Consider the following 12058-nt stretch of genomic DNA (forward strand, 5'->3'; position numbering starts at 1 on the left):
CGCCCGTCTTTATTGGGCTGCAGCCATTTTTCCCTTAAACAGCGAATTGATCAAAACTTGGGCATGCCTTTCATGCCGCCCATGCGTTTCATCATTTTCATCATCCCGCTGCCCTTCATCTTTCTCATCATGCCCTGCATCTGCTCGAACTCATTGAGCAGGCGGTTGACTTCCTGAACATGCACGCCGGAACCGGCAGCAATGCGGCGCTTGCGGGTGGCCTTGATGAGTTCGGGCTTGCGGCGCTCCAGCGGCGTCATGCTCTGGATGATGCCTTCCTTGCGCTTGATGTCTTTCTCGGCTTTGTCCATATCGACCTGGCCGGCCTTGGCCGCCATTTGCGCGGGCAGCTTTTCCAGAAGGCTTGAGAGCCCGCCCATGTTCTTCATTTGCTGCAACTGGCTGAGGAAGTCGTTGAGGTCAAAGCCGTCGCCGGACTTGATCTTGGCGGCGAGCTTCTGGGCAGAGGCCATGTCCACCCCGGCGGCCACCTGCTCGACCAGCGCAAGAATGTCACCCATGCCAAGGATGCGGCCGGCGTGTCGCTCGGCGTCGAACACCTCCAGGCCGTCGATTTTCTCGCTGGTACCGGAGAATTTGATGGGGGCGCCGGTGATCTGGCGCACGCTGAGCGCCGCACCGCCGCGTGAATCGCCGTCGGTCTTGGTCAGGATGATGCCGGTGAGCGGCAAGGCTTCCTTGAAGGCCTTGGCAGTGTTGACCGCATCCTGGCCCTGCATCGCATCGACCACGAAAAGCGTTTCAACCGGGTTCAGGATCGCATGCAACTCCTTGATTTCGGCCATCAGGGCCTCATCGATGGCCAGGCGGCCAGCCGTGTCGACCAGCAACACGTCAAAGAAATGCTTGCGGGCGTAGTCAATGGCGGCTCGCGCGATGTCGGCCGGCTTCTGGTCAGGCGTGCTGGGAAACCATTCGGCGCCGGCCTGTTTGGTGACCGTCTTGAGCTGTTCAATGGCGGCAGGGCGATAGACGTCGCCTGAAACGGTCAGCACCTTTTTCTTGCGCTTTTCGATCAGGTGCTTGGCCAGCTTGGCGGTAGTGGTGGTTTTACCCGCGCCCTGCAGGCCGGCCATCAGGATGACCGCCGGCGGCTGGGCTGCCAGGTTGATATCGCTCACCCCCTCGCCCATGGTAGCGGCGAGTTCCTTGTTGACAATACCCACCAGCGCCTGGCCCGGCGAGAGAGAACCCATCACTTCCTGGCCCAGCGCTTTTTCCTTGACCCGGGCAATGAAGTCGCGCACCACCGGCAGCGCAACGTCGGCCTCGAGCAAGGCCATGCGTACCTCGCGCAACATGTCCTGCACGTTGGATTCGGTGATGCGGGCCTGGCCTCGCATTTCCTTGACGAGACGGGATAACTTGTCGGTAAGAGCTGAGGCCATGGGAAGGCGCCACGAACGCGGCGCAGTTAGGTGGAAAAGAAAGGCTGCAGCGGAAGGCTGCCAGAAAGGGGGAAAAGAGGCAGTAAAGGCTAAACTCTAGCCATGATTTTAGCTTTGAGCGACTGGTGGGGTCTTGCAGCGGCAGCCGGTGCTGCCGTCGCCTACGCTGCATTGGCTCTAGCCTCCCCGCGCCTCGGCCCCGCCGCCATCCGCGGCCTGCTGCTGGCGGCCTGGCTGCTGCACGCGCTGGCGCTGGCCGATGGCCTGCTGGGCGAGCCCCCGCGTTTCGGCTTTGCACCGGCGCTGTCCATGACGGTCTGGCTGGTGCTGACCGTTTACGCCATCGAAAGCCGCCTGTTTCCACAACTCCAGGCCCACTGGGCGTTGGCAGGGCTGGGCAGCGCAGCTGTCATCCTGACGGTCATTTTCCCCGGTACCACCTATCACGCCATCGCGTCCCCCTGGCTGCCGTTGCACTGGGCCCTGGGCATCGCGTCTTATGGGCTGTTTGCCGCCGCAGTGGTGCACGGCTGGCTGATGACGCGCTCCGAGCGCTCCATCCGGCTGGCCGCACAAACCGATGCGGGCGTGCCGCTGTTGACGCTGGAGCGGCTCACCTTCCGCTTCGTGGAGGCCGGCTTTGTATTGCTGTCGGCCACGCTATTTGTAGGCTGGCTGTTCGCCGAAACACTCTACGGGCCCGGCCTGGCCTGGAAATGGAACCATAAAACCGTGTTTTCGGTCCTGGCCTGGCTGACGTTTGCCGGCCTGCTGATCGGCCGGGCGCGCCTCGGATGGCGTGGCCGCAAGGCCGTCCGTGTGCTGTACCTGGGCTCCGGCCTGCTGCTGCTGGGCTACGCCGGTTCGCGCTTTGTACTTGAAGTCATTCTGAGGCGGGCATGAAATACCTTCTGGTCATGGGATTCGTGCTGGTGGTTTTCTGGCTCTGGCGCCACAACCGCGATGCGGAAAGAAACGATGCGGCGGCTGCCCGCCCCCGCCAGGCACCGGGCCGCGAAACGGCCGTTGCGGAGATGATCGCATGCGATGTCTGCCACGTGCATTTGCCGAAGTCCGACGCCCTGACAGGCGGCAAGGGGATTTATTGCAGTGACGCGCATCGCCGCCAGGCAGGAGACTAGGGCCTGCTAACACTATGTTTACAAATGCGAATGGGGTGAAAACGGTGCCAATCAAGGCGCGCGACGAATCCCAGACCGGGAGTCTGGGTGAGGAGCGCAACGCCGAGTGGCGCCGTTTTCGCCCCATTCCCTCCGGGTTGCGCTCAAAAAGGCCTTGCGCGGCGTTGCAAAGCCTTGACGGGGTCTACCCCGCCTGCGTTTTGCGCCTTGCTCAAGGCCTTTTTGAGCGCAACGCATCTTGCAAACATAGTGTTAGCAGGCCCCTATGAGCACGCCATCCCACTGGTTTGAAACGGGAGGCAAGGCATCAGGCGCGTGGGAGACCGTGCCCGAACTGGGCTCCTTCGGCCGTTTGTGGCGTGTCTTCATGACGGCACGCGTTGCCATCGCCACGGTGCTCGTCATCCTTCAGGCGGTTATCTACGCGCTGGGCAACATCACCAACCGCTGGTCGATTGCGGTATGCATCGCCTATCTGTGCGCCACACTGGCCGTGCGCCTGTGGGCCAAACCGCGGCCACCACGAAGCACCTTTGACGCACAGTGGTTACTGACCATCGGCGTGGACGTCATCACGTTCTCCACACTCAATTTCCTGCAATCGAGCGGCATCAACTACACGCCGCTGTTTGCCCTGCCGGTGCTCCTTGCCTCCATCCTTGGACCGATTTTGCTGGCCTTCGGAACCGCAGCCAGCGTGACCTTGCTGCTTCTGGCCGACGCCTGGTGGAGCTCACTTCAGGTATTGGGCGACTTCAATGCCCGATTCCTCCAGTCGGGCTTGAGTGGTTCCGGTTTTTTCCTGGTCGCACTGCTTGCGAACCACCTCGCCTTGCGGCTGGCCCGTGAAGAACAGCTGGCAAAACGCAGCCAGTCCGCCGCGCGCATGCAGACGCAGGTGAACGAACTGGTCATTGAAACCTTGGCCGACGGCGTGCTGGTGGTCGACATCAACGGCATCGTCCGGTCGGCCAATCCGGCATCCAGGCGCCTGCTGGGAGCCCGGGATTCAGTTCGCAGCGCGCCTTTCATCCTCGTCATGGAGGCGGCCTGGTTGCCCCTGGCGGAACTGATGCACAGCACGTTCAGCACGCAGACCCCCCAGGAAGCGGACATCAGCCTTGAATACCCGGGCAGCAATACCCGGCGGCTTCATGTACGCACTCGTCTTGCCGCCTCGAAAAATGGCACCCACGAAAGCCTTTGTGTAATGTTCCTGGAAGACCTGCGTGAAATGGAAGCCCGCGTGAGGACCGAGAAGATGGCAGCCATGGGACGCATGTCGGCCGCAGTGGCACACGAAATCAGGAATCCGCTGGCGGCGATCTCTCAAGCCAATGCCTTGCTGGAAGAAGACCTGCAAGACGAGCCGCACCGCCAGCTCACAGGCATGATCCGGCAAAATGCGCAACGTCTCGCCAGAATCGTCGATGAGGTATTGAACATTTCACGTGCCCAGGCGCACCTGCCCTCGCCACAAACCACCACCCTGGCGCTGGACGAAACCGCTCACAAGATTACCGCGGACTGGGCGGGGCAGACTGAAGCGTCCCGACGCATGAAGATCACGGCAGATTCGGGTAATGCCGTTGTGTGCTTTGAGCCCGAGCATTTGCGCCGCCTCATGGTCAATCTGCTGGACAACGCCCTGCGCTATGCCAGCACATCTTCTCAGGCCATTGAAGTCTCCACCCAGCTCGTTACGCCCGGGCAGGCCCGTCTGTCCGTATGGAGCGATGGCCAACCCATGGAGCAAACCGTGCAGACACACCTGTTCGAACCATTTTTCTCCTCTGAAAGCCGCTCCAGCGGGCTGGGCCTGTACATTTGCCGTGAATTATGCGAACGCTATGGTGCCCTGATCGGCTACCAGCGCGTGCAGCGCAGCGGCATTGAAGGAAACGAATTTTTTGTCATATTCGCACCCTCCAGTCCGTCTATGACCTTGCCCGCGGCTTCTTTTGCCACAATGCCAACCTGAAAACCATGAGCACCCCCATTCCCGTTCCCCAGCAGGCACGTATCCTCGTCATTGACGATGAACCGGATTTGCGCACCCTGTATGAACTGACGCTGCTCAGGGAAGGGTATCGGGTGGAGGCAGCCGGTGACCTGCTGCAGGCCCGGGAGCAGCTCAAGGCGCATCACTTCGATGCTGTGATCACCGATATGCGCCTGCCAGATGGCCTTGGCCTCGAATTACTGCGAGACATGATAGACCAGCAAAGGCCCGAACGATGCGTGGTGATTACAGCCCACGGCTCGGCCGAAAATGCGGTGGAAGCACTCAAGGCCGGCGCGTTTGACTACCTCACGAAACCGGTCGACCTCAAACAATTCCGCAGTGTCGTGGCATCCGCCGTGCAGGGTGCCAAGCATCCTGCACTACAGGCCAAAAGCGATCGAAGCGCACCGGAACACGGCCCCGCCCCCTCCGCCCAGAAAAAAAGCGGGGACGGCACCCAGATTCTGCAAAAACTGGTGGGTGAGTCTGCCGTCATGCGCGCCGTCAAGTCGCGCATCGTCAAAGTGGCGGGAAGCATGGCGCCGGTCCTCATTCAGGGGGAATCGGGCACCGGCAAGGAACTGGTTGCACGCGCCGTACACGGCTGCAGCCACCGCGCGACAGGGCCTTTTGTAGCCGTCAATTGCAGCGCCATACCCGAAAACCTCCTCGAAGCGGAGTTCTTCGGTGCACGAAAGGGCGCTTACACCGGATCAGCGCAGGACCGGCAAGGCTACTTCCAGGCAGCCAAGGGCGGCACCTTGTTTCTCGATGAAATTGGCGACCTGCCGCTGGCCATGCAATCCAAACTTCTGCGCGCCATCCAGGAGCGCACCGTCAGGCCGCTGGGTTCGCCGCAGGAGGACACCGTTGACGTGCGCATCGTCAGCGCAACGCACAAAAACCTGGCGGCGGAAGCCCAGGAAGGGACATTCCGCCAGGATCTTTATTACCGGCTCAATGTGATTGAAATTGCCGTGCCGGCCTTGCGCGAACGCAGGGAGGATTTGCCGGCACTCTGCACTGCCCTGCTGTCAAGAATCTGCCAGGAGTCCGGCTTCAAGATGCCCGAGTTGACAGATGCCGTGATGGAGCAGCTGCAGTCCAGGCCCTTTAACGGCAATGTCAGGGAGCTGGAAAACATCCTGCACCGGGCCGTGGCGCTCGGCGAAGGAAGTATGCTGCATTTTGATGCGCCGGTCGAAGAGCACGTCGCCGTCCCGGAAAACCTGCAGGATTATCTGGACGGGCAGGAGCGAAACATCCTGACCAAGGTTTTGCTGGAGACCGGCTTCAATCGTACCGCCGCCGCCGCGAGGCTGGGTTTGAGCCTGCGGCAGATCCGCTACCGCATTGCACGCCTGAATATCGCCACGCCGGGCAATGACGACCTGGCCGATGGACTTGACCCTGCTGATGACCCCGCCTGAAAGCCCCAATGCCCTTCCCCGGCCTTTGTGGCAAAACGGCTGGTACCGCTACGCACGCGCACTGGCTTCGCCCAACTTTGGTCCACGCCCTCCCGGCGCGCAAATCGACCTGATCGTCATCCACTCCATCAGCCTGCCGCCAGGTGAGTTCGGCAATGACAACGTCCAGCGCCTTTTCACCAACCAGCTCGACTGGGAGGCACACGCTTACTTTCAGGGCATTCGCGGCCTGCAGGTTTCATCGCACTTTTTCATCGCCCGAACCGGCGCTCTGTGGCAGTTTGTGAGCTGTGACGACCGCGCCTGGCATGCCGGGGAATCCAGCTACCGCGGACGCACCAACTGCAACGACGATTCCATCGGCATCGAACTGGAAGGCCTTGAGGGAGATACCTTTGAAGCATCCCAGTATGAAACCCTGACCGGGCTGTGCGCCTCGCTTCTGCAGCGCTATCCCATTGAGCACATCGCCGGGCACGAGCACATTGCACCCGGCCGCAAGCAGGACCCGGGCCTTGGCTTCAACTGGCCTCTGCTGCAAAACTCGCTGTCGTCACCGGCTAGGTGTTTTCCCGAAATCATGTGACTGGTGCACCTGCACGCACTCACCATTGCGGTGCGTCTTGCTGTGGAAATTTCCGGTTATTTTTACCGCGCCAGCAGTGACCGGCGCTCTCAATCCAAGCCCGCGAAAAGCCGCGCCACAACGCTGCATCAGCTTCGCAAGCCTGATGGCATCAGGCTTTCAGCGAAGTTGAACGAGCCACCATCAAGCCCTGATCGAGGCGTCTGGAATGGGGCCTAAAAAGCCACAAAACGTAACGGTGCATTTAGTCAGCGATACACTACCTGTAGTGGCTTGTATTCCCTCCATACCCTAGGTATAGTGTCTAAGCCCTAATTCAGTTTGATGTAATTCGGGTCAGGAAATGAAGGAGCAGGTTGATAGGCCTGTGCAATACCTCAATATATCCAGAGACCCCGAACAGCACATCAAACCACCCATAAAACAAAGCAAAGAGGAAGTCATGCAAACTGCACAACACGCGGTGCCCGTCACGTCGAGCGTTCTGGCAAGCAACCCAGCAACCGGCGATACCAACGCGCAAAGCAACCCGCTCGCCCATTACCAGATCATCCGCCGCAATGGCGGCGTGGTGCCGTTCGAACCCAACAAGATCGCCGTGGCCATGATGAAGGCTTTCCTGGCCGTGCATGGCACGCAGGGTGCGGCTTCGGCCAGCGTCCGCGAAACCGTTGACGGCCTGACCCAGGCGGTCATCCGCGCCCTGATGCGTTCGCGCCCAGGCGGCGGAACCTTTCATATAGAAGACGTTCAGGATCAGGTCGAGCTGGGCCTGATGCGCGGCGGCCACCATGAAATCGCCCGCGCTTACGTGCTGTACCGCGAGAAGCGCACGCAAGAGCGTGCACGCCAGCCGCAAACCCAGGCACCTGCGGCGCCCCTGATCCATGTGACCGACCGCGGCAACCGCGTCGCGCTGGACATCCGCAACCTGCAGGCTCTGATTGAAGCGTCTTGCGCCAACCTGGGCGCAGATATCAAGCCCGACCCCATCGTTGCCGAGACCATGCGCAACCTCTATGACGGTGTGCCCATTGATGAAGTCTACAAGGCGTCCATCCTGGCAGCGCGCACCCTGATCGAGAAAGACCCTGACTACACCTACGCCACCGCACGCCTGCTGATGCACACCATCCGCCGCGAGGTGCTGGGTGAAGAAGTCAGTCAGGAAGACATGGCGATTCGCTACGCCGAGTATTTCCCGCAGTTCATCGCCAAGGGCGTACAAAACGAGCTGCTCGACGAAAAGCTCCAGCAGTTCGACCTGGCCCGCCTGGGCGCCGCGCTCAAGCCCGAACGCGACCTGAAATTTGACTACCTCGGCCTGCAAACCCTGTTTGACCGCTACTTCCTGCACGTGCGCAAACAGCGCATCGAGCTACCACAGGCTTTCTTCATGCGCGTGGCCATGGGCCTGTCGCTCAACGAGATCAACCGCGAAGAACGCGCGATCGAGTTCTACGAAATCCTGTCGTCCTTCGACTTCATGTCGAGCACGCCCACCCTGTTCAATGCCGGCACGCTGCGCTCGCAGCTGTCGTCGTGCTATCTGACGACCGTCGCCGACGACTTGGGAGGCATCTACGACGCCATCAAGGAAAACGCGCTGCTGTCCAAATTTGCCGGCGGCTTGGGCAATGACTGGACGCCTGTGCGCGCCCTGGGCGCCCATATCAAGGGCACCAACGGCGAATCGCAAGGCGTCGTGCCTTTCCTCAAAGTCGTCAACGACACCGCCGTGGCGGTCAACCAGGGCGGCAAGCGCAAAGGCGCCGTCTGCGCCTACCTGGAAACCTGGCACCTGGATATTGAAGAGTTCCTGGAACTGCGCAAGAACACCGGTGACGATCGCCGCCGTACGCACGACATGAACACCGCCAACTGGATTCCCGACCTCTTCATGCGCCGCGTGATGGAAAAAGGCACCTGGACGCTGTTCTCACCGTCGGACACACCCGACCTGCACGACAAGTTCGGCAAGGACTTCGAGAAAATCTACACCGCCTACGAAGCCAAGGCCGAGCGCGGCGAAATCAAGCCATCCCGCAAGCTGCAGGCCACTGACATGTGGCGCAAGATGCTGTCGATGCTGTTTGAAACCGGCCACCCCTGGATCACGTTCAAGGATGCCTGCAATGTGCGCTCGCCGCAGCAACACACCGGCGTCGTTCACTCGTCCAACCTGTGCACCGAAATTACACTCAACACCAGCGACACCGAAACCGCTGTCTGCAACCTCGGCTCGGTCAACCTCGTCCAGCATCTGAAGGACGGCGCAGTCGACCACGAGAAGCTTAAAAAGACCATCACCACGGCCATGCGCATGCTGGACAACGTGATCGACATCAACTATTACGCCGTCAAGAAGGCCCGCGATTCCAATATGCGCCACCGCCCTGTGGGCCTGGGCATCATGGGTTTCCAGGACTGCCTGTACGAGCTGCGCGTGCCTTACGCTTCCCAGGAAGCTGTCGAGTTCGCCGACAAATCCATGGAGGCTGTCTGCTACCACGCTTACTGGGCATCGACCGAACTGGCCAAAGAGCGCGGTAAATATGCCACGTACAAAGGCTCGCTATGGGACAAGGGCATCCTGCCGCTGGATACGCTGGACATGCTGGCCGAGCAGCGCGGCGGCTATGTGGAAGTCGACCGCTCCGCCAGCCTTGACTGGGACGCTTTGCGCAAGAAGATTGCCAAAGACGGCATGCGCAATTCCAACTGCGTGGCCATTGCGCCCACAGCCACCATCTCCAACATCATTGGGGTGGATGCTTGTATCGAACCCTGCTTTGGCAACCTGTCGGTCAAGTCCAACCTGTCGGGTGAATTCACCGTCATCAACCATTACCTGGTCCGAGACCTGAAGCGCTTGGGCCTGTGGGATGACGTGATGGTGGTGGATCTGAAGCACTTCGACGGCTCCCTGCGCCCCATCGACCGCGTCCCGCAAGACGTCAAAGCCCTCTACGCCACGGCGTTTGAGATCGAGACCTCCTGGATTGTGGAAGCCGCAGCGCGCCGCCAGAAATGGATTGACCAGGCGCAGTCGCTCAATATCTACATGGCAGGCGCCTCGGGCAAAAAACTCGACGACACCTACAAGCTGGCCTGGCTGCGCGGCCTCAAGACGACTTACTACCTGCGCACGCAAAGCGCGACGCACGCCGAGAAGTCGACCGTGACCGCAGGCAAGATGAACTCGGTGTCATCGGGTACCGCGACGGCAGGCGGCGGCATGAGCGCGCTCGAAGCGGCAGCCGCCGCAGCGCAGGCGCAGATGAGTGCATCGCCCGCGACCGACATCAAATTCTGTGCAATCGATGACCCAGGTTGCGAGGCCTGCCAATAAAAAACCGAATCGTGCGCTGAGCTTCATCGCACGATTCGATGTAATTGAGCAACACAATTTTGTAGCGATGTGAATGAACACTTTTCATTTTGTATCGCTGCTTTCATAATCCCAAAGTATTGGAAACCTCTATGTTGACCTGGGACGAAGAAGTCAAACCATCTTTGCAAACATCTCACAACAGCGGCTTGCCTGAAGGCCGCTCGATGGAACTTCCGCCTCTTTCTTTGAACACTGCCGAGCAGCCCCAGGCGCAAGTGCGCATGCTCAACGACGGCGCGTTCGCACCTGTGCAAGCTGCAGCACCTTCTACGTCTGCCGCCGCACCCGCCAAGGCACAACGCGTCAAGGCCTCCGACAAACGCATCATCAATGGCCAGACCGACGTCAACCAGCTGGTGCCGTTCAAATACAAGTGGGCCTGGGAAAAATATCTCGCCACCTGCGCCAACCACTGGATGCCGCAGGAAGTAAATATGACGCGCGACATCGCGCTCTGGAAAGACCCGAACGGCCTGACCGAAGACGAACGCCGTCTGGTCAAGCGCAACCTGGGTTTCTTCGTGACCGCCGACTCGCTGGCTGCCAACAACATCGTGCTGGGCACTTACCGCCATATCACGGCACCCGAATGCCGCCAGTTCCTGCTGCGCCAGGCTTTTGAAGAGGCCATCCACACCCATGCCTACCAGTACATCACTGAATCGCTGGGCCTGGACGAAGCCGAAATCTTCAACGCCTATAACGAAGTGCAATCGATCAAGGACAAGGACCAGTTCCTGATTCCTTTCATTGAAGTGATTTCCGACCCTCACTTCAAGACCGGCACTACCGAAGCTGACCAGACCCTGCTCAAGTCGCTGATCGTGTTTGCCTGCCTGATGGAAGGCCTGTTCTTCTACGTGGGCTTCACGCAGATTCTTGCCCTGGGTCGCCAGAACAAGATGACCGGCGCCGCCGAGCAGTACCAGTACATCCTGCGCGACGAGTCCATGCACTGCAACTTCGGCATCGACCTGATCAACCAGCTCAAGCTGGAAAACCCCCATCTCTGGACCGCAGAGTTCAAGGCCGAGATCAAGGCATTGTTCATGAAAGCCGTCGAACTGGAGTACCGCTACGCCGAAGACACCATGCCGCGCGGCGTGCTCGGCCTCAATGCGTCCATGTTCAAAGGCTACCTCCGCTACATTGCCAATCGCCGTGCCACGCAGATCGGACTTGAAACTCTCTTCCCCAACGAGGAGAATCCGTTCCCATGGATGAGCGAAATGATCGACCTGAAAAAAGAGCGTAACTTCTTTGAAACCCGTGTGATCGAGTACCAGTCCGGTGGTGCCCTTTCCTGGGATTGATTGACCAGAAAAATACGCGAGACAAGCGAACAATGATTTCAAGAATTGCAATGACCAGTGACAGCACCGAAGAGTGCGCGTTGGGCTTTGCTCCTGTGTTCGCGGCGCTGGGACCGGTTTATCCGGGGCCCAACGCCGTGAATCGCTTTACGTACTCCAACCGTGAAGTGCTCTTTGCAACGTGATCAAGGAGAAAACTATGGCAACTGCGAAAAAAACTGCGGCTAAAAAAGCTGCTCCAAAGAAAGCCCCTGCGAAAAAAGTAGCGGCTAAGAAGGCTCCTGCGAAAAAAGCAGCAGCGAAAAAAGCTCCGGCTAAAAAAGCTCCAGCGAAAAAAGTAGCGGCCAAAAAGCCAGCTGCGAAAAAATCGCCAGCGAAAAAGCCAGCAGCCAAGAAGGTAGCGGCCAAGAAGCCAGCAGCCAAGAAAGCTGCAGCGAAAAAGCCAGCAGCCAAGAAGGCCGCGAAAAAGGTAGCGAAGAAACCAGCGGCGAAGAAAGCCGCTGCGAAAAAGCCTGCCGCCAAGAAAGCAGCGAAAAAGCCCGCTGCGAAGAAAGCCGCGAAAAAACCTGCTGCCAAAGCTGCGAAAGCACCCGCTGCAGCGGCTGCCCCTGCGGCTCAGACTACTCTGAACCCGCAAGCTGCCTGGCCGTTTCCGACAGCCAGCAAGCCGTAAGCAGTAAGGTAATTCTGCTTAGAGCCCGATATCGAAAGATGTCGGGCTTTTTTCATGGCTGGACCGTTCCTGAGGCCATCCACAATTGACACCCCTGTTTACCGCC

The 12058-nt window shown here is 59.6% G+C and carries 9 protein-coding genes; 8 read left to right on the top strand and 1 reads right to left on the bottom strand.

The features are described 5' to 3' along the window. Positions 1–50 precede the first annotated feature (50 nt). Positions 51–1409 carry a signal recognition particle protein gene (gene ffh / locus AC1DWQ_RS03410; RefSeq protein WP_477668363.1) on the bottom strand — a complete coding sequence of 453 codons (1359 nt, stop codon included), beginning with the start codon at positions 1407–1409 and terminating at the stop codon, positions 51–53. 102 nt (positions 1410–1511) lie between these two features. Between ffh and AC1DWQ_RS03415 the strand changes: the two genes are divergently transcribed. The 8 genes from AC1DWQ_RS03415 (at position 1512) to AC1DWQ_RS03450 (ending at position 11952) form a co-directional block, all read left to right on the top strand. Beyond that, positions 1512–2312 carry a cytochrome C assembly family protein gene (locus AC1DWQ_RS03415; protein ID WP_477668364.1) on the top strand — a complete coding sequence of 267 codons (801 nt, stop codon included), beginning with the start codon at positions 1512–1514 and terminating at the stop codon, positions 2310–2312. Then, positions 2309–2551: a PP0621 family protein gene (locus AC1DWQ_RS03420; protein ID WP_477668365.1), complete on the top strand. Its 243-nt coding sequence runs from the start codon at positions 2309–2311 to the stop codon at positions 2549–2551. Before AC1DWQ_RS03415 ends, AC1DWQ_RS03420 begins: the two co-directional genes overlap by 4 nt. 265 nt (positions 2552–2816) lie before the next feature. Beyond that, positions 2817–4532, top strand: coding sequence for a two-component system sensor histidine kinase NtrB (locus AC1DWQ_RS03425; RefSeq protein WP_477668366.1), 1716 nt, complete (start codon positions 2817–2819; stop codon positions 4530–4532). Between the two features lie 5 nt (positions 4533–4537). Further along, positions 4538–5986 (top strand): sigma-54-dependent transcriptional regulator, encoded by a 1449-nt coding sequence (locus tag AC1DWQ_RS03430; RefSeq protein ID WP_477668367.1) that lies wholly within the window; start codon positions 4538–4540, stop codon positions 5984–5986. Next, entirely contained in the window at positions 5955–6572 is a 618-nt protein-coding gene (gene ampD / locus AC1DWQ_RS03435; RefSeq protein ID WP_477668368.1) for a 1,6-anhydro-N-acetylmuramyl-L-alanine amidase AmpD, read from the top strand. Before AC1DWQ_RS03430 ends, ampD begins: the two co-directional genes overlap by 32 nt. A gap of 442 nt (positions 6573–7014) precedes the next feature. After that, on the top strand, positions 7015–9924 hold the full coding sequence (locus AC1DWQ_RS03440; protein WP_477668369.1) for a ribonucleoside-diphosphate reductase subunit alpha: 2910 nt from the start codon (positions 7015–7017) through the stop codon (positions 9922–9924). Positions 9925–10055: 131 nt separating this feature from the next. Beyond that, positions 10056–11279: a ribonucleotide-diphosphate reductase subunit beta gene (locus tag AC1DWQ_RS03445; protein ID WP_477668370.1), complete on the top strand. Its 1224-nt coding sequence runs from the start codon at positions 10056–10058 to the stop codon at positions 11277–11279. 199 nt (positions 11280–11478) lie between these two features. Beyond that, positions 11479–11952, top strand: a complete 474-nt coding sequence (locus AC1DWQ_RS03450; RefSeq protein WP_431098248.1) for a histone H1-like DNA-binding protein — start codon at positions 11479–11481, stop codon at positions 11950–11952. Positions 11953–12058 lie beyond the last annotated feature (106 nt).

This window comes from Polaromonas sp. P2_G11 (assembly GCF_056403595.1).